The sequence below is a fragment of the Streptomyces sp. NPDC057950 genome (genome assembly GCF_042887295.1).
GTDB lineage: Bacteria > Actinomycetota > Actinomycetes > Streptomycetales > Streptomycetaceae > Streptomyces > Streptomyces kaempferi.
On the sequence record NZ_JBHVPP010000013.1, the window covers coordinates 257,039 to 274,758 of the forward strand.

Here is a 17,720-nt window from a genome sequence, read left to right on the forward strand (position 1 = left end):
CCCGAGACTCCCCGGAGCCGCCCCAAGACACTCCGGGGACACCCTCCGAGCCGTCATGCTCCCATTCAGGGGGTCATGCGCGCTGGTGTTCGGCCCGCAGAGACGTCACGATCCGCGCGGCGAGCTTCCCGGCCGTGGCCGCCCCGTTGTCGTGCCCGTCGGTGGACAGGACGCTGACGACGTCGGTTCCGGAGCGCACGGCGAGCAGGGTCGTGCCGTTCTGCCAGGCGCTGTCGGTCAGGGTGAGGGTGTACGCGGTGTCGCCCAGGCCGGGGGTGGCCGCACCGGTGACCTTCACCTGGCTGTGGGTCTGCGTGTCGGTGAAGGTCGTGCAGGCGGTGGCGGTCTTCTCCAGGCCCTTCAGCACCTCGGCCGCGGTCGCGCCGCGGAAGGTGTCGATCTCCTGGGCGATGTCCTCGGACGTCGCCTTGCTGACGTAGTCGTTCTGCGCGAAGGACACCCCGGAGACGCCGGTGACGGCTATCCAGCTGGTGCCGCCGAGCAGGGAGCAGTCCGGCTTCGCCGCGGCGGACGCGGACGGCGCGGTGTACGTCGCCCCGGAGTCCCGTACGCCGTCGGGGTCGACCGCGAAACCGGAGGCGAAGAAGGACGCGGGCGCCAGCGCCTTCTTGAGCCGGGCCCCCGTCAGCAGACCGGCGTCGGGGTCCTTGGCCGCCTTCGTCGGGGCGGCGGAGGGGTGGTCGGAGGTTCCGGAGGAACAGGCGGCCAGGGCCAGCGGGAGCACCGCGACGGCGAGCAGCGTTCTGGCGGGACGGTACGGGGACGGTTGACGCATGGGGATCTCTGAATCCTCTGTGAAGTGGGGCGATGTGGCCGAGCGGACTGTAGGGGCGGGCGGGCCATGCACAAGTCATGGACAGGTCAGGTGCAGGTCATGCGCGGGTATGCATGTGCCCAAGATCCGCGGTGGGAGGGGGTGGTGGGCCCGGAGCGTCGTCCGCTCGGTGCTCTTTGCTGTGACTTGAGGGAATCTTGTGGTGATCGAGATCAGGGGTTTCCCAGTTGAAGGGGTGGCGTCGGTTAGGGTGCGATCCGCCCCGCGCGCCGGGGGCCGGACACCGTTCGCCGGTGTACCGGGGGATGGGCGCCGTCTCAGCGGCTTTCTTCGCTGTTCTCAACTGTTCGCAGATCGTGCGCGTTCACGCGTGGCGCGATCCGCGCGTGTCACGAATTGGGGTGGGGATGTCCAGCCATCGGATGTCCAAGAAGGGCCGTTACATCGCCTGGGCGACGGCGGGTGCCGCCGTGGTCGCGGGAGCCGGGATCGCGGCGCAGACGTCGATGGCGGCGACCACCTGGCCCGCCCAGAAGACCTTCACCGGCCGCGCGTTCGACACCTGCGCCGCGCCCTCCCTGACCGCGATGAAGGCATGGCACACCGGCTTCTACGGAGCGGCCGCCGTGTACATCGGCGGCAAGAACCGCGGCTGCAGCCAGCCCAACCTCACCGCGTCCTGGGTGAAGTCGGTCAGCACGCTGGGCTGGAAGCTCATCCCGCTGTACGTGGGCGCGCAGCCCTCCTGCCAGACGGGCTCCAACCCGGAGAAGCTCACCACCACCAACGCCGCCTCGCTCGGCGCCACCGACGGCGCGGACGCGGTGGCCAAGGCGTCCGCGCTGGGGATGAAGGCGGGCAGCCCGATCTACCTGGACATGGAGTCGTACGACATCACGAACAAGTCGTGCAACACCGCGACGCTGACGTACATACGGGCCTTCGACAAGACGCTCAACGCCAAGACGTACCGCGCGGGCTTCTACGGCTTCCGCAGCTCCAGCGCGAAGGCCATCGCCGACGCCACCGACCGTACGAACCTGCCCGGCAACCTCTGGTACGCCCTGTGGGACAAGCAGAACACCACGACGGCCGACTGGCCGTTCGCCGCCGACCGGTGGACCAACCACAGCCGCGCCCACCAGTACATGGTCAACAGCAAGGAAACGATCGGCGGTTACACCATCACGGTGGACCGGGACGCGTGGGACGCGCCGGTGGCCATCACCGGCTGAGCCCGCCGATGAGGACGAAGGAGTGGGGCATGAGGATCGCGCCGGTACGGGTACCGCGGCCGATTACCGTGCGGGCCGGGGCCGCGGCGGTTCCCGTCGTCAGTCCGGGACCGCCCTGCCCCGTTCCCTCCCTCGTGATCGCGCCACGCCGGGGCAGCCGCGCGGACCGGGGCGTCTCGCGGCTGCTGAACCGGCTGACCCCGCTGAGTTCGCTGACCTTGCTGTCCATGGGCGCCGCCTCGATACATGCCTGGAAGGTCCGGCCGCGTCGGCCGGCCCGTCCGTAGACACGCCATGACAGGCGGCGGACAGCGGCAGGCAGCGGCAGCGGGCACGACGCAGCGGCAGCAGGCACGACAGAGAGCACGAGACAACCAGTGGTCAAGCGGGGCAGGCGGGTACCGCAGGCGCGGCGCGTGAAGGCGGTGCGCGGCGCGACACCCTGGTCATGGCTCACCAGGGCCGCCCGGTCCGCGCGGCTGTGGCTGCAGGAGCTGGGCGGGCGCACCATCGCCCTGCTCGCGGGCGCCGTGGTCGTGGTGGCCGCCGTCGCCGTCACCGGGTACTTCCTCTCCCGTACCGAGACCACGCGGCGGCTCCCCGACACCACGGCCCGGTCCTACAAGGAAGTCGACGCCTGTCTGCTCACCGGCAAGGACGGGATCACGGACGGGACCGCGGCGGCCCAGGTCTGGGAGGGCATGAGGGACGCGTCCCTCGGAACCCAGGTGCGCGTCAGCCACGTACCGGTGACCGGAGAGCAGCCCGCGGCCGACACGCGGTCCTACCTCAGCGGCCTGCTCCAGCGCTCCTGCGACCTGGTGCTCGCGGCCGGCGGCCCCCAGATCGAGGCCGCCGAGCAGGCCGCACCCCTGCACCGCACGGTGGACTTCGTCCTCGTCGGCGACAGCGGCGGCGGCTCGGAGGACACCGGGAGTGCCCGGAACGCCGACAGCGGCGAGGACTCCGGCAACATCACCTTCGTGCGCCCCGGCGACGGACTGCGCGCCGAGGTCGCGGACGCGGTCGAGCGACAGGTCGCCGCGCGCGGTTGACGGCGTGGCGGGCCCGGGACGGGTGGCAGGTACCGCACGCGTGCGCGGTGGTACCCGAACTCTCCGCGAATCGTTGGTCGAATGGCTGGCCGAGAGCCGGGCCACTGCCTAACATCGATCATCGCAAGACTTTGTGCACCGTCGCACAATCTCCTCGGGAGGTTTCCTTGCACCGCCGCCGTCGCACCGCGTTCGTCCTCTCCGCAGCGATCGTCGCCGCGGCCCCCCTGCTCACCGCGTGCGGCAGCGAGGCGCATCCAGGCGCCGCGGCCGTCGTCGGCGGCCAGCGGATCACCGTCGCCCAACTGGAGGGCCGGGTGAACGAGGTGCGGTCGGCCCAGCGGGCCGTCACCAAGGACGAGGCCCAGTACGAGCAGGCCATCGCCAAGAGTGGCAGCCTCACCCGCGACACCCTGCACAGCATGGTCCTCGACCACGTCCTCGACCGGGCGGCGAAGGACGCGCACGTCAGCGTCACCCGCAAGGACGTCCAGCGGCTGCGGGGGTCCCTGGAACAGCAGGCGGGAGGCGCGCACGGACTGGAGACGGTCTGGCTGCAGCAGTACGGCGTGGCGCCCGCGCGCCTCGACGAGAACCTCCGTACGGAGATCGAGGCCCAGAAGGTCGCGTCCTCGCTCGGCGCCGACATGAACACCGCCGAGGGCAAGGCCACGTTCTGGAAGGCCATGTCCCAGGCGTCCAAGGAACTGCGCATCGACCTGAACCCGCGCTACGGAGCCTGGGACGTCGAGAAGAGCGGCCGCGTCGACGCGAAGACGCCGTGGCTGCGCGAGGTCACGCAGGCGGGAACCCCGCAGTCGGCGTAAGGACGGGGAACCCAGCGGCAAGGGCGGGACCGGGCAGTAGGGGGTCGGGCCCGACGGCAGGGGCGCAAACCCGGCCGGAAGGGCGGGACCCGGCAGTCGGCGCAAGAGGGCCGGGAACGGCCGTCGGCGGCACCGGGGTCACGACGCGCGAGGGGCGGGCGCGGAGCGACAAGCGGCTCGGAGAGGACGGTCCGGCACCCGGTCCCGTAGATCCTGTGGACAACTCCGGGGGTGTCGGCGGCGTGGGTTACGTTCGAGGGGTGAACGCAACCAGCTCCGACGCAGCCGCCCAGGCCGGCCCCGCCGCCCCCGGCCGTATCGTCCTGCTCACCACCAGCCACCGCGTCGCACCCGGACTGCTGTCCTGGCCCGCCTGGCAGGCGCTGCGCGGCGCCGACCAGGTGCTGTGCGCGGACGGCGCGCATCCGCAGCTGCCCTATCTGCGGGAGGCCGGCGTCGCCGTGGACGAGACCTCGCCCGCCGCGCAGGAGCTGGTGGACGCCTGTGCCGGCGGCCGCACGGTGGTGGTCGTGGCCACCGGCGAGGGCGAGCCGCGCCTCACCGACGGACTGGCCCGGCTGGCCGGCTCCGGCCGCGTCCACATGCCGGAGCTGGAGCTGCTCCCCGCCTCGTACGACCTGCCGGGCGCCCGTCTCCTCGACCTCGTCCAGGTCATGGACCGCATCCGCGTCGAGTGCCCCTGGTCGTCCCGCCAGACCCACGAGGGCCTGGCGAAGTACGGGATCGAGGAGGCGTACGAACTGGTCGAGGCGATCGAGGAGGGGGACCGGGACGAGCTCAGGGAGGAGCTCGGCGACGTCCTGCTCCAGGTGGTCTTCCACTCCAGGATCGCGGAGGAGGGCCGCCCGGAGGACGGTGCCGAGCCCTTCTCGATCGACGACGTGGCGGCCGGCATCGTCACCAAGCTGATCCACCGCCACCCGCACGTCTTCGGCGACGAGACGGCCACGACCCCCGAGGAGGTCAAGGAGCACTGGCTGCGCACGAAGGCCGAGGAGAAGCGCCGGACATCCGTCACGGAGGGAATACCGCTCGGCCAGCCCGGCCTGGCACTCGCGGCCAAGCTGGCCTCACGGGCCCGCACGGCGGGACTCGAGGTGGAACTGCCGCGCGGCGAGGGCGTCGGGTACGAACTGCTGGCCGTGGCCGCGCGGGCCGAGGCCGAGGGCGTGGACCCGGAGGCGGCGCTGCGCGCGGCGGCGCGGGCGTACCGGGACGCGATCCGCGCGCGGGAGGGTTCACCGGCGCTCGGCGGCTGAGGCCGGGGCGGCGCGCGGCCCCGGGTTCACGCGTCCGGTGCGCGAGCCGACGGACTGTGCCAGTTCGGCCGGGGCCGGTCGAGCAGCCACTCCGCCGCGCCCAGCGGCCGGCCGCGCGCCTCCGCGGTGGGCGGCAGGAGGTCGCGGAAGAGCCGGTCGGGCGGAGTGCCGAGCGTCGGAAGGGCCTCGCCGACCTCCTCGACGAGCTGGGGCGGACCGGTCAGATAGACGTCGTGGCGGGCCCAGCCGGCCCGGTTGCCCAGCGCGGTCAGCAGCCGCTCGGTCGCCTGGGTCCTGGGGCGGCCGGGCGCCGGGGTGATGAAGGTGACGCCCAGCCGGGGCAGCCGGGCCCGCAGATGTTCCACGGCCGACCGGTCGTAGAGGTACGAGGTGTCACGGGCGACGACGAACAGCCGGGCCTCGTGCGTGGCGTCGAGCTGCTGCAGCAGTGCCTTGACCGGCGCCCACCCGGTGCCGGCCGCGATGAAGGTCAGCGGCCGCTCCACCGGAGTCCGCAGGACCAGCCCGCCGCCGGGCGAGCCGAGCCGCAGGACGTCGCCCTCCCGGGTCCGCCGCACGAGGGCGGTGGAGAGCACTCCGTTCTCCACTCGGCTGACGTGCAGATCGAGGGTGAGATCGGCCCGGGGCGCGTTGCCGATGGAGTACGGCCGCCAGATGCCCGGCAGATGCGGGACGTTGACACTGACGTACTGGCCGGGAAGGTACCGCAGCCGCCGGTGCGGCCGCAGGGTCAGGACGACGAGGTCGTCGCCGTGTCGCGCCCGGGACACCACCTCGGCGTCCCACCAGGGCGGTTCGTCCGCGTGCTGCGCCTCCCAGGCGCCCTGCAGCATGACGTTCGTGATCGCCCCGTAGGCCTCGCCCCAGGCCTTCTCCGTCTCCGCGTTCCACACCGACCCCGCGACGACGGCGAACGCCGCGACGAGACTCGCCCCCACGGCCGCGTAGTGCTCCGGCTCGGCCAGGTACTTCCGGTGATCACGGCCCAGTTCCCGTAAGTACCCGGGCAGCGCCGGGTCCTCCAGCCGTTCCAGTACATACGTGAGCGCCGCGAACAACCGGTCCCGCTGCCTCTCCATGTCCTCCGGGTGGTCCAGCGGGAAGAGCCCGCGCAGGTCCGGGTTGTGCCGGAAGAGATGCGAGTAGAAGTACTTGACCGCGAACTCGGCCCGTCTCTCGACGACCGCGAAGCTGGATCTGAGTATTTCGGGGTCCACGGCGCGAATGTAGAGAGTCGTCGAGCCGCGGAGTCAAACGGCAGGTGATTTACGGACAGTCCGGGGTGAAGTCCGCGCGGCGGCCGCGCCGGGGCGGAGTCCGGGCCGGCGCGCCCTGCGGACGCCGGTGGTCCGGCCGCCGGATACCGTCGGGGAGTGACCGACCAGCCCCCGCCGCCCAGCCCCGCCCCCGAACTCTTCACCTGGGAGTTCGCCACCGATCCCTACCCGGCGTACGCCTGGCTGCGGGAGCACGCGCCCGTGCACCGGACGAAGCTGCCCAGCGGGGTGGATGCCTGGCTGGTCACCCGGTACGCGGACGCGAAGCAGGCGCTCGCGGACGGACGGCTCAGCAAGAACCCGGCCCACCACGACGAACCCGCGCACGCGAAGGGCAAGACGGGCATCCCGGGCGAACGCAAGGCCGAGCTGATGACCCATCTGCTCAACATCGACCCGCCGGACCACACCCGGCTGCGACGGCTCGTCAGCAAGGCGTTCACCCCGCGGCGCGTCGCCGAGTTCGCGCCGCGTGTGCGGGAGCTCACCGACCACCTCATCGACCAGTTCCAGGAGAGGGGCTCCGCCGACCTGATCCACGAGTTCGCGTTCCCGCTCCCCATCTACGCCATCTGCGACCTGCTGGGCGTGCCCCGCGAGGACCAGGACGACTTCCGGGACTGGGCGGGGATGATGATCCGGCACGGCGGCGGCCCGAGGGGCGGGGTCGGACGGTCCGTCAAGAAGATGCGCGGGTACCTGGGCGAGCTCATCCACAAGAAGCGTGAGGCCCTTCCCGACGTGGCCGCGCCCGGCGAGGACCTCATCTCGGGTCTCATCCGCGCCTCCGACCACGGCGAGCACCTGACCGAGAACGAGGCCGCCGCCATGGCCTTCATCCTGCTCTTCGCCGGGTTCGAGACGACGGTGAACCTGATCGGCAACGGCATGTACGCGCTCCTCACGCATCCCGGGCAGCGGGAGCGGCTGCAGACCTCCCTCGCCGCCGGGGAGAGGGCCCTGCTGGAGACGGGCGTCGAGGAACTCCTGCGCTACGACGGCCCGGTGGAACTGGCCACGTGGCGGTTCGCGACCGAGGCGGTCCACATCGGCGGACAGGACATCACGCCCGGCGACCCCGTGCTCGTCGTCCTCGCGGCCGCGGACCGTGACCCCGCCCGGTTCACACAGCCCGACACGCTCGATCTCTCCCGCCGTGACAACCAGCACCTCGGCTACGGCCACGGCATCCACTACTGCCTCGGCGCGCCACTCGCCCGGCTGGAGGGACAGACCGCGCTGGCCACCCTCCTCACCCGGCTGCCGGACCTCCGACTAGCGGGCGATCCGGCTGATTTGCGATGGCGCGGCGGACTCATCATGCGCGGATTGCGGACGCTCCCGGTGGAGTTCACCGCCGGTCGGCAGTGATGCGGCAGTCGTACGGTGTCGGCGGGGCGGCCGTCGCGGGGGTGCCGGAGCGGTGGCCGCGAAGTATGAAGGTCCGGCCGTGAAAAGGTGATGGTCTCTCAACTCTGTGATCTTCACGTGATCTGCGCTGCATCTGCTTGTGACAAGTGATCGGGTGCGGCTACGTTCACCCATCAACGCGGCTCATCAGCCGCGCAGTCACCCGCTGTCACGTGAAAGGCTCTCGCATGCTCTCCGGGAACGGCCGCCATCGTCGCCCCCGTCAGGTTCCGGCCCTCATCGTCGCGGCAGGGGTGACCGGATCGGCGATCGCCATCCCGCTGCTCGGTGCCGCAAGCGCGAACGCGGCCGACGGCACCACGTGGGACCGGGTCGCCGAATGCGAGAGCGGCGGCCAGTGGAGCGCCGACGACGGCAACGGGTACTACGGCGGACTGCAGTTGACCCAGGAGAACTGGCAGCGGTACGGCGGCCGCAGGTACGCGCCGAGCGCCGACGAGGCCAGCCGGTCGCAGCAGATGGCCGTCGCCGAGAAGGTCCTGGCCGACCAGGGGCTCGCCGCCTGGCCGACCTGCGGGCCGCTCTCCGGGCTCAGTGCGAACTCGGGCGAGGTCTCGGTCGACACGGGCGTGGCAGGGGATTCGTCCAGTTCATCTGGTTCATCCGATTCATCCACTTCGTCCGATGGGTCCTCCCTGTCGGACTCGCTGGGGATCGGTGTCTCCCCGTCCGGCTCCTCCCGGTCCGACTCGTCCTCGGACGGGACCGGGAACAGGGCGAAGTCGGACACCTCCTCGGACGAGGAGTCCGGCAGCGCCCGGGAGACGGACAGTGAGGGCACGCGGACGGCGAAGGGTGGCGAATCGGGCAACTCGGGCCAGGGTGGCGACGCTTCGGCGGCACCCGAGGGCGCGACCGCCGGCGCCGGACGTCACCGCGGCGGCACCGTCGCCGAGAACTCCACCGACGGCGCCGTGGACGGCCGTGGTGACGACTCCTCCGGCCGGCACGCCTCGCGCGACTCCGGCGCCTCCCGCGACGTCGTCGACGGCTCGTACGTCGTCCGCACCGGGGACAGCCTCTCGGCGATCGCCGACGCCCTTGGCCTCGAAGGCGGATGGGCCGGGCTCTACGCCGAGAACGAGAAGACGGTCGGTGTCGACCCGGACCTCATCCTCCCCGGTCAGAGCCTTGCAGTTGATGCCGAATCGGGCGAAAAGTAGCGGGAGTTCACGTCATGGTTCGCCGTGTAATGTCCGGTTTGGCGCAAGTGAGAGATGGATCTCAAAGGCCCTGATCGTCTTTGAAATTCGGTCGATCGGCTGCTTACGGTCATCACCGCTCGCCACAGCGGGCCCCGACGGTCGCAACGCCGAATCCTGCCAGCGGCCGTACGGGAACAGTCGACGCGTCAAGCGCCGTAGGCAGGAGCGGGGGACCCAAGGTAAGCGCCGCGCCCGGTAGTTGACCGGGAGCGGCTTGGGGTGAAGACGTGCGCTGACGGCGCACGGCCGGGCACTCACCCGCCCGAACCCGACAGCTCACCTCGCAGGCGTCGGTGAGGGGATCACTCGATGCTGTTTTCCAGCAAGGGCAAGCACCGCCGTCCGTCCAAGGCCACCCGTGTCGCCACGCTCGCCGGTGTCACCGGCGTCGCCATCGCCGCTCCGCTGATGGCGACCGGCAGCGCCTCCGCCGCCACCGCCTCCGAGTGGGACTCGGTCGCCCAGTGCGAGTCCGGTGGCAACTGGGCGATCAACACCGGCAACGGCTACTACGGCGGCCTCCAGTTCTCGGCCTCCACCTGGGCCGCGTACGGCGGCACCGCCTACGCCTCCACCGCCGACAAGGCCTCCAAGTCCCAGCAGATCACCATCGGCGAGAAGGTCCTCGCCGCGCAGGGCAAGGGTGCCTGGCCCACCTGCGGCACGGGCCTGTCCGGCGCCGCCTACACCGGTGGTGCGGCCGCCCCGGCCAAGCCTGCCGCCCCGGCCAAGCCGTCCACCTCCACCGACACCCACTCGTCGGACACCGCCGCCTCCCGTTCCTCCGAGCGTCCGGCGGCGAAGAAGACCGTCTCCACCCCGACCGGCAAGAAGGTCAAGAAGGGTGACGGCGAGTACAAGGTCGTCAAGGGCGACACCCTCAGCTCGATCGCCGAGAAGAAGAAGGTCAAGGGCGGCTGGCAGCACCTGTTCAAGCTGAACAAGGACATCGTCGACGACGCGGACTTCATCTACCCGGGTCAGCAGCTCCACCTCGGCTGAGGCGAACCGTCCTCCCGGACGACGGGCCGTTCGTAGGACGGGTCTCCACACGGAGACCCGAAGAGGGTCCACCCCCGTCCCCACGGGCTCCCCGCTCCGGTGCGTCTTCCCCCGTACGCACCGGAGCGGGGCTTTTTGTTTCAGAGGGGAACAATATGTACCCTCAGTTCTGCTCAAGGGGTGGTCGAGCGGCTGGCCGATCGCCCCGGGCCGGTTAGGCTCATCCCGCGGAGCCGAACGCGGCACCGTGCAGTGCGGGCCCCGCGGGCCCGCGTACCCGCGTCACATCCCAGAAGGAGATGCTCGTGCCGTCCATCGACGTCGTCGTAGCCCGGGAAATCCTGGACTCCCGAGGCAACCCCACGGTCGAGGTCGAGGTCGGCCTCGACGACGGCAGCACGGGTCGTGCCGCCGTCCCGTCCGGCGCCTCCACGGGCGCCTTCGAGGCCATCGAGCTCCGTGACGGTGACCCCAACCGTTACCAGGGCAAGGGTGTCGAGAAGGCCGTCCTCGCCGTCATCGAGCAGATCGGCCCGGAGCTCGTCGGCTACGACGCCACCGAGCAGCGCCTGATCGACCAGGCCATGTTCGACCTGGACGCCACCGACAACAAGGGTTCGCTGGGCGCCAACGCCATCCTCGGCGTCTCGCTGGCCGTCGCGCACGCCGCCTCCGAGGCGTCCGACCTCCCGCTCTTCCGCTACCTGGGCGGCCCGAACGCGCACCTGCTGCCCGTTCCGATGATGAACATCCTGAACGGCGGCTCGCACGCCGACTCGAACGTGGACATCCAGGAGTTCATGATCGCCCCCATCGGCGCGGAGTCCTTCTCCGAGGCGCTGCGCTGGGGCGCCGAGGTCTACCACACCCTCAAGTCCGTCCTGAAGTCCAAGGGCCTGTCCACCGGCCTCGGTGACGAGGGCGGCTTCGCCCCGAACCTGGAGTCGAACCGCGCCGCGCTCGACCTCATCCTCGAGGCCATCAAGCAGGCCGGTTACGTCCCCGGTGAGCAGATCGCGCTCGCCCTCGACGTCGCCGCGTCCGAGTTCTACAAGGACGGCAAGTACGAGTTCGAGGGCAAGTCCCGCTCGGCCGCCGAGATGACCGAGTACTACGAGGAGCTCGTCTCCGCGTACCCGCTGGTCTCCATCGAGGACCCGCTGTACGAGGACGACTGGGCCGGCTGGAAGGTCATCACCGACAAGCTGGGCGACAAGGTCCAGATCGTCGGCGACGACCTCTTCGTCACCAACCCCGAGCGCCTCGCCCGTGGCATCGAGGAGGGCTCCGCGAACGCCCTGCTCGTCAAGGTGAACCAGATCGGCTCGCTGACCGAGACGCTGGACGCCGTCGAGATGGCCCAGCGCAACGGCTTCAAGTGCATGATGTCCCACCGCTCCGGTGAGACCGAGGACGTCACCATCGCCGACCTGGCCGTCGCGGTGAACTGCGGTCAGATCAAGACCGGCGCCCCGGCCCGCTCGGACCGTGTCGCCAAGTACAACCAGCTGCTGCGCATCGAGGAGATCCTCGACGACGCCGCGGTGTACGCGGGCCGCTCGGCCTTCCCGCGCTTCAAGGGCTGACCCCGGCAGGGTTAAGGCTTAGCCAGTCGCACGTACGTCCCCGTACCCGGTCCCGTACCGTGTGCGGGGACGTCCGCACGTGTGAAGGGGAGGCGGGGACATGGCCGTGAAGGACCGGGACCGGTTCTCCACCGCGACCCGGCTGCGGCTGCTCGGCGAGCAGACGGCGGCCCGGGTCTACCGCTCCCAGACCAAGCGTCAGGCCCGGCGCTCGCGGTTGACGGGCCGGGCCGCGCTGCTGGCGCTCGTCGTCTGCTCCCTGATCGTGGCCCTCGCCTACCCCATAAGGCAGTACGTGTCCCAGCGCGCTGAGATCGCCGATCTGCAGCGGCAGCAGGAGCGGGCCCGCGCCCGGGTCGAGCAGCTCCGCGACCTGAAGGCGCGCTGGCAGGACGACGCGTACGCGGAGCAGCGGATCCGGGAACGGCTGCACTATGTGATGCCGGGTGAGACCGGGTACGTCGTGATCGACCCGGACGCGGTGAAGCAGTCGCGGACGGACCGGGGGGCGGACGCCCGCCCCTGGTACGCCAACGTCTGGGACGGCGTCGACAAGTCCGACCGCTCCGACCGGTGAGCGACACGGACCGGTGAAACGACAGAGAAAGTGACTTGAGCACAGGCATGGAAACGCCCCCGCCGCCCACCCCGCGGACCGAGCCGACCGACGCGGACGTCGCGGCCTTCAAGCAGCAGCTCGGCCGTCCGCCGCGCGGGCTGCGCGCGATCGCGCACCGCTGCCCCTGCGGCGAGCCGGACGTGGTGGAGACGGCGCCCCGGCTTCCCGACGGGACGCCGTTCCCGACGACGTACTACCTGACGTGTCCGCGCGCGGCCTCCGCGATCGGCACGCTGGAGGCCAACGGCGTCATGAAGGAGATGACGGACCGTCTGGCCACCGACCCCGAGCTGGCCGCCGCGTACCGGGCCGCCCACGAGGACTACATCGCGCGCCGCGACGCCATCGAGGTGCTCGCCGGGTTCCCGAGCGCGGGGGGCATGCCGGACCGGGTGAAGTGCCTGCACGTCCTGGTGGCGCACTCCCTGGCGGCGGGCCCCGGGGTGAACCCGCTGGGGGACGAGGCGATCGCGATGCTGCCCGAGTGGTGGCGCAAGGGGCCGTGTGTGGACCTTTCCGTGGCCGAGGGCACCTCCACGGAGGGATGAGGTCCGATCGGCCTCGAGGGCCTTGTCCTCGAGGCCGGACGGGCTGCCGGTGCGGTCCTGGGCTGCGGATTCTCAGCCCGTGCGGCGATCGAGGACGAGCCCTTCGGACGAAGCGGGGGTCCAGGGGGCGGCAGCCTCTTGACCGGGTCCGGGGCGGAGCCCCAGGGACAGGACCGGGGGTCCCCCTGCTCGAGCGAAGCCGAGAGCCCGGGGGAGGGTAGGGGCGGCGGGGGCGAAATAGGCTGGGGCGGCTGCACGCCGGAATCGGAAACCACCACAGGAGACCACAGCTCATGACCAGGGTCGCCGCCATCGACTGCGGTACGAACTCCATCCGTCTCCTCGTCGCCGACGCGAACCCGGCGACAGGCGAACTCGTCGACCTGGACCGGCGTATGACGATCGTCCGGCTCGGCCAGGGAGTCGACCGCACCGGCCGCCTCGCCCCCGAAGCCCTGGACCGGACCTTCGCGGCCTGCCGCGAGTACGCGGCGGTCGTCAAGGAGCACGGCGCGGAGCGCCTCCGCTTCGTCGCGACCTCCGCCTCCCGCGACGCCGAGAACAGGGACGAGTTCGTACGCGGTGTCCTCGACATCCTGGGCGTCGAGCCCGAGGTGATCACCGGCGACCAGGAGGCCGAGTTCTCCTTCACGGGAGCGACCAGGGAACTCGCGGGCCGGGACGACCTCGCCAAGCCGTACCTGGTCGTGGACATCGGCGGCGGTTCCACCGAGTTCGTCGTCGGCGACGACCACGTACAGGCCGCCCGATCCGTGGACATCGGCTGTGTGCGGATGACGGAGCGCCATCTGGTGCACGCCGGAGTGGTGAGCGACCCCCCGGAGCCCGCGCAGACCGACGCGATCCGCGCCGACATCGAAGCCGCGCTGGACCTGGCGGCCCGGACGGTCCCGCTGGGCGAGGCCCGCACCCTGGTCGGCCTCGCCGGTTCGGTCACCACGGTCGCGGCCATCGCGCTGGACCTCCCCGCGTACGACTCGGCCGCCATCCACCACTCCCGCATCCCGCGGGAGAAGGTCCGCGAGATCACCGAGCGGCTCCTGCGCTCCACCCACGCCGAACGGGCCGCGATCCCCTCCATGCACCCCGGGCGTGTCGACGTCATCGCCGCCGGCGCCCTCGTCCTGCTGGCGGTCATGGAGCGGATCGGCGCGGAGGAGGTCGTCGTCAGCGAGCACGACATCCTCGACGGCATCGCGTGGTCCGTCGCCTGAGCCCCGGCCAGGGCCCCCGGAGCGCTTGCTACCCGCCGGTAGCCTCCACTGAGCAGGTCGGATAACGTATGAGCGCGGACAGGGGGCCATCCGGGCCCTCTCTGCGACACGCCGCCGGAAAACTTCGTGAAGTTCTTCACAAGGAATTCGGCCCTGATGGGCGACGACTGGGCCACTCGGGTGCCGCGGGGGTGCTCGCCGGTCTCGGGGCGATGCTCACCGGAGCATTCCGGGAGTGTTTCCGGCGGGTGAAGTCGAAGGGTGGTTCGGTGCACTCGAACGCCCGGAGTGGCAGCTCACGGGCTCTTGACAACGGTCCGGCCCGAACACTGGTTCCCTCGCGCCGACATGACCTGGGTCACGTGAGCCGCGCAGTGTAGCAGAGGGGGCACCCAAGCTTGTGAAGGGGCGCACGAGCGACCCCCAAGGGGCGGGTGGATACTCGATGGCATGAGCACCACGGAGCGTCCCAGGATCCTCGTAGTAGGCGGTGGGTACGTAGGCCTGTACGCAGCTCGGCGCATTCTCAAGAAGATGCGCTACGGAGAGGCGACCGTCACGGTCGTCGACCCCCGGTCGTACATGACCTACCAGCCCTTCCTCCCCGAAGCCGCCGCCGGCAGCATCTCGCCGCGGCATGTCGTCGTCCCACTGCGACGCGTGCTGCCCAAGGCGGAGGTTCTGACCGGTCGGGTCACCACCATCGACCAGGACCGCAAGGTGGCCACGATCGCCCCCCTCGTGGGTGAGGCGTACGAGCTGCCTTTCGACTACCTCGTCATCGCGATGGGCGCGGTCTCCCGCACCTTCCCGATTCCCGGCCTTGCCGAACAGGGCATCGGCATGAAGGGCATCGAGGAGGCCATCGGCCTGCGCAACCACGTTCTCGAGCAGTTGGACAAGGCCGACTCGACCACGGACGAGGACGTCCGCCGCAAGGCGCTGACCTTCGTCTTCGTCGGCGGTGGCTTCGCGGGTGCGGAGACCATCGGCGAGGTCGAGGACATGGCCCGCGACGCGTCGAAGTACTACGGCAACGTGTCCCGTGAGGACATGCGCTTCGTCCTCGTCGACGCCGCGGACAAGATCCTTCCCGAGGTCGGCCCCAAGCTCGGCCAGTACGGCAAGGAGCACCTGGAGTCGCGCGGGGTCGAGATCTACCTCTCCACCTCCATGGACTCCTGCGTCGACGGTCACGTCGTGCTGAAGAACGGCCTCGAGGTCGACTCCGACACGATCGTGTGGACGGCGGGCGTCAAGCCCAACCCGGTCCTCTCCCGCTTCGGTCTGCCGCTCGGCCCGCGTGGCCACGTGGACACCCGGACCACGCTGCAGGTGCAGGGCACGGACTACATCTGGGCCGCGGGCGACAACGCCCAGGTGCCGGACCTCGCCGCCCGCAAGGCCGGCGTGGAGAACGCCTGGTGCCCGCCGAACGCGCAGCACGCGCTTCGTCAGGCCAAGCTGCTCGGCGACAACGTGATCTCCGGTATGCGGGGCTTCCCGCAGAAGGACTACAGCCACTCCAACAAGGGTGCTGTCGCGGGTCTCGGCCTGCACAAGGGCGTCGCGATGATCGTCATGGGCAAGACGAAGATCAAGCTCAAGGGCCGCCTGGCGTGGTACATGCACCGTGGCTACCACGGTCTCGCCATGCCGACGTGGAACCGGAAGATCCGTGTCTTCGCGGACTGGACGCTCGCGATGTTCCTGAAGCGTGAGGTCGTCTCGCTCGGGGCCATGGAGACTCCGCGTGAGGAGTTCTACGAGGCGGCGAAGCCGGCGCCGGCCGCTGCCGCGGCGGCTCCTGCGGCCGCCAAGACCGAGGAGCGGGCCAAGGCCTCCTGACCCTCCGTCGGTCACTGTCTCAGACTGTTCAGCCCGAAGGGGCCTTCCGCCATCCGTGGTGCGGGAGGCCCCTTCGGCGTGCGCCGCAGGGGCCGGGGGCTGGAGGTGCGGGCCCGCGTCTTCAGCCCGTCCCGCGTTCGAGGACGAGCCCTTCGGGTGATGCGGGGGTCCAGGGGGCGCGGCCTCCCTGGCGGGGTAGGGGGCGGAGCCCCGGGTACGGGACGGTACGGGCAGGGGCGGAAAGCGTGGCGGCTACAGCTATTTTGCTCAGCTGTAACGCGGAAGGGGGACTGCGCAGGAGGCCGGTTGGTGTTTACGTGGTGTTGGAGCGTTCGGGAGTGTCGTCTCGGAGGTGTACGCCATGCAGGACGCCGCGCCGCGGCTGAAGAGCCTTGTCGAGCAGTTGCTGGGGTCCCCGTTGCCGGTGCGTATTCGCGCCTGGGACGGTTCGGAGGCGGGCCCGCCCGACGCCCCCGCTCTCGTGGTGCGCAACCGGCGCGCCCTGCGCCGGCTGCTGTGGAAACCCGGCGAGGTCGGGCTCGCCCGCGCCTGGGTCTCCGGCGACCTCGGCGTGGAGGGCGACCTCTACACCGCCCTGGACCGGGTGTCGGGGCTGATCTGGGACCGGGGCGAGGACGCACGGAGCCTCGCGGAGTCCCTGCGCGACCCCGAGGTCCGCGCCGCCGTGCGGGGACTGGTGCGGATGGCCGGGTCCCCGCTGCCGCCCGCCCCGCCCCGCGAGGAGGTGCGCAGACGCCGTCACCTGCACACCAAACGCAGCGACCGGCGCGCGATCAGCCACCACTACGACGTGGGGAACGACTTCTACGAGATCGTCCTCGGCCCCTCCATGGTCTACTCGTGCGCCTACTGGGAGGACGGCGGCACCCTGGAGGGCGCGCAGCGCGACAAACTCGAACTCATCGCGCGCAAGCTCGCCCTGAGGCCGGGGCAGCGGCTCCTCGACGTCGGCTGCGGCTGGGGCTCGATGGCCATTCACGCCGCCCGCGAGCACGGCGCGCGTGTCGTCGGTGTGACGCTCTCGCAGGAGCAGGCCGCGTACGCCCGTAAGCGGGTCGCGGACGAGGGTCTGACCGACCGGGTGGAGATCCGGGTCCAGGACTACCGGGACGTCGCCGACGGACCGTACGACGCGATCTCCTCCATCGGTATGGCCGAACACGTGGGCGCCGAGCGTTACTTGGAGTACGCGGAGGTGCTGTACCGGCTCCTCGCGCCGGGCGGGCGGCTGCTCAACCACCAGATCGGGCGGCGGCCGCAGCGCGACGAATCGACGTACTCGGTCGACGAGTTCATCGACGCGTACGTCTTCCCGGACGGCGAACTGGCCCCGGTGGGCACGACCGTGACGCAGCTGGAGCGGGCCGGTTTCGAGGTCCGTGACGTCGAGTCGATCCGCGAGCACTACGCCCTCACGCTGCGCCACTGGGTCGCCAACCTGGAGGCGCAGTGGCCCCGGGCGGTGCAGCTCACCAGCCCCGGCCGGGCCCGTGTCTGGCGTCTCTACATGGCGGCCTCCGCGCTCGCCTTCGAGCGCAACCGCATCGGCGTCAACCAGGTGCTGGCGGTCAGGACACCGGAGCCCTCCGGTGCTTCCGGGCTGCCGCTGCGGGCGAGAACCTGGCACCCCGTCGTCCCGTAGGCCCGCGGCCGGTCCCCGGGCCGGTCCCTGGGCACTGGCGGCGGTACGCGGAAGGGCCCCGTTCCTGCTCGGAACGGGGCCCTTCCGCGTAC

16 protein-coding genes and 1 riboswitch are annotated in these 17,720 nt (G+C 71.0%); of the genes, 13 read left to right on the plus strand and 3 right to left on the minus strand.

Annotation, left to right across the window (positions count from 1 at the left end; translation table 11 throughout):
- Positions 1-73 precede the first annotated feature (73 nt).
- Positions 74-796 (minus strand): hypothetical protein, encoded by a 723-nt coding sequence (locus ACFVTC_RS22845; protein ID WP_390129767.1) that lies wholly within the window; start codon positions 794-796, stop codon positions 74-76.
- A 407-nt stretch (positions 797-1,203) separates the two neighbouring features.
- On the opposite strand from ACFVTC_RS22845, the gene ACFVTC_RS22850 reads away from it, so the two are divergent.
- Entirely contained in the window at positions 1,204-2,031 is an 828-nt protein-coding gene (locus ACFVTC_RS22850) for a glycoside hydrolase domain-containing protein (protein WP_390129768.1), read from the plus strand.
- Here the strand turns inward: ACFVTC_RS22850 and ACFVTC_RS22855 are convergent.
- Positions 2,021-2,260, minus strand: coding sequence for a hypothetical protein (locus ACFVTC_RS22855; protein ID WP_390129770.1), 240 nt, complete (start codon positions 2,258-2,260; stop codon positions 2,021-2,023). The genes ACFVTC_RS22850 and ACFVTC_RS22855 overlap by 11 nt on opposite strands.
- A 187-nt stretch (positions 2,261-2,447) precedes the next feature.
- On the opposite strand from ACFVTC_RS22855, the gene ACFVTC_RS22860 reads away from it, so the two are divergent.
- The 3 genes from ACFVTC_RS22860 (at position 2,448) to ACFVTC_RS22870 (ending at position 5,193) form a co-directional block, all read left to right on the plus strand.
- Positions 2,448-3,086: a hypothetical protein gene (locus ACFVTC_RS22860; protein WP_390129771.1), complete on the plus strand. Its 639-nt coding sequence runs from the start codon at positions 2,448-2,450 to the stop codon at positions 3,084-3,086.
- A 167-nt stretch (positions 3,087-3,253) separates the two neighbouring features.
- Positions 3,254-3,913, plus strand: a complete 660-nt coding sequence (locus ACFVTC_RS22865; protein WP_390129773.1) for a SurA N-terminal domain-containing protein — start codon at positions 3,254-3,256, stop codon at positions 3,911-3,913.
- A 260-nt stretch (positions 3,914-4,173) separates the two neighbouring features.
- A complete protein-coding gene (locus ACFVTC_RS22870; RefSeq protein ID WP_390129775.1) occupies positions 4,174-5,193 on the plus strand; it encodes a nucleoside triphosphate pyrophosphohydrolase in 1,020 nt (339 codons plus the stop codon).
- A gap of 26 nt (positions 5,194-5,219) precedes the next feature.
- Here ACFVTC_RS22870 and ACFVTC_RS22875 read toward each other — a convergent pair whose 3' ends face one another.
- The gene (locus ACFVTC_RS22875) at positions 5,220-6,431 is read right to left on the minus strand and encodes a globin domain-containing protein (protein WP_390129778.1); all 1,212 of its coding nucleotides are present in this window, start codon (positions 6,429-6,431) and stop codon (positions 5,220-5,222) included.
- A gap of 156 nt (positions 6,432-6,587) precedes the next feature.
- On the opposite strand from ACFVTC_RS22875, the gene ACFVTC_RS22880 reads away from it, so the two are divergent.
- The 9 genes from ACFVTC_RS22880 to ACFVTC_RS22920 all read left to right on the plus strand — a co-directional run bounded on the left by ACFVTC_RS22880 (position 6,588) and on the right by ACFVTC_RS22920 (position 17,628).
- Positions 6,588-7,862 carry a cytochrome P450 gene (locus ACFVTC_RS22880; RefSeq protein WP_390129780.1) on the plus strand — a complete coding sequence of 425 codons (1,275 nt, stop codon included), beginning with the start codon at positions 6,588-6,590 and terminating at the stop codon, positions 7,860-7,862.
- 227 nt (positions 7,863-8,089) lie between these two features.
- Positions 8,090-9,085, plus strand: a complete 996-nt coding sequence (locus ACFVTC_RS22885; RefSeq protein WP_390129782.1) for a transglycosylase family protein — start codon at positions 8,090-8,092, stop codon at positions 9,083-9,085.
- A gap of 183 nt (positions 9,086-9,268) precedes the next feature.
- Positions 9,269-9,432, plus strand: a riboswitch (cyclic di-AMP (ydaO/yuaA leader).
- 4 nt (positions 9,433-9,436) lie between these two features.
- Positions 9,437-10,129: a transglycosylase family protein gene (locus ACFVTC_RS22890; RefSeq protein ID WP_390129783.1), complete on the plus strand. Its 693-nt coding sequence runs from the start codon at positions 9,437-9,439 to the stop codon at positions 10,127-10,129.
- Between the two features lie 299 nt (positions 10,130-10,428).
- The gene (gene eno, locus ACFVTC_RS22895; protein WP_390129786.1) at positions 10,429-11,715 is read left to right on the plus strand and encodes a phosphopyruvate hydratase; all 1,287 of its coding nucleotides are present in this window, start codon (positions 10,429-10,431) and stop codon (positions 11,713-11,715) included.
- Positions 11,716-11,815: 100 nt separating this feature from the next.
- Positions 11,816-12,292 (plus strand): septum formation initiator family protein, encoded by a 477-nt coding sequence (locus ACFVTC_RS22900; RefSeq protein ID WP_390129788.1) that lies wholly within the window; start codon positions 11,816-11,818, stop codon positions 12,290-12,292.
- A gap of 47 nt (positions 12,293-12,339) precedes the next feature.
- The gene (locus ACFVTC_RS22905) at positions 12,340-12,882 is read left to right on the plus strand and encodes a DUF501 domain-containing protein (RefSeq protein WP_390129809.1); all 543 of its coding nucleotides are present in this window, start codon (positions 12,340-12,342) and stop codon (positions 12,880-12,882) included.
- A 293-nt stretch (positions 12,883-13,175) separates the two neighbouring features.
- Positions 13,176-14,117, plus strand: coding sequence for an exopolyphosphatase (locus tag ACFVTC_RS22910; RefSeq protein WP_390129790.1), 942 nt, complete (start codon positions 13,176-13,178; stop codon positions 14,115-14,117).
- 450 nt (positions 14,118-14,567) lie between these two features.
- Positions 14,568-15,965: an NAD(P)/FAD-dependent oxidoreductase gene (locus ACFVTC_RS22915; RefSeq protein WP_390129792.1), complete on the plus strand. Its 1,398-nt coding sequence runs from the start codon at positions 14,568-14,570 to the stop codon at positions 15,963-15,965.
- Between the two features lie 361 nt (positions 15,966-16,326).
- The gene (locus tag ACFVTC_RS22920) at positions 16,327-17,628 is read left to right on the plus strand and encodes a class I SAM-dependent methyltransferase (protein WP_390129793.1); all 1,302 of its coding nucleotides are present in this window, start codon (positions 16,327-16,329) and stop codon (positions 17,626-17,628) included.
- The last annotated feature ends 92 nt before the right edge of the window (positions 17,629-17,720 follow it).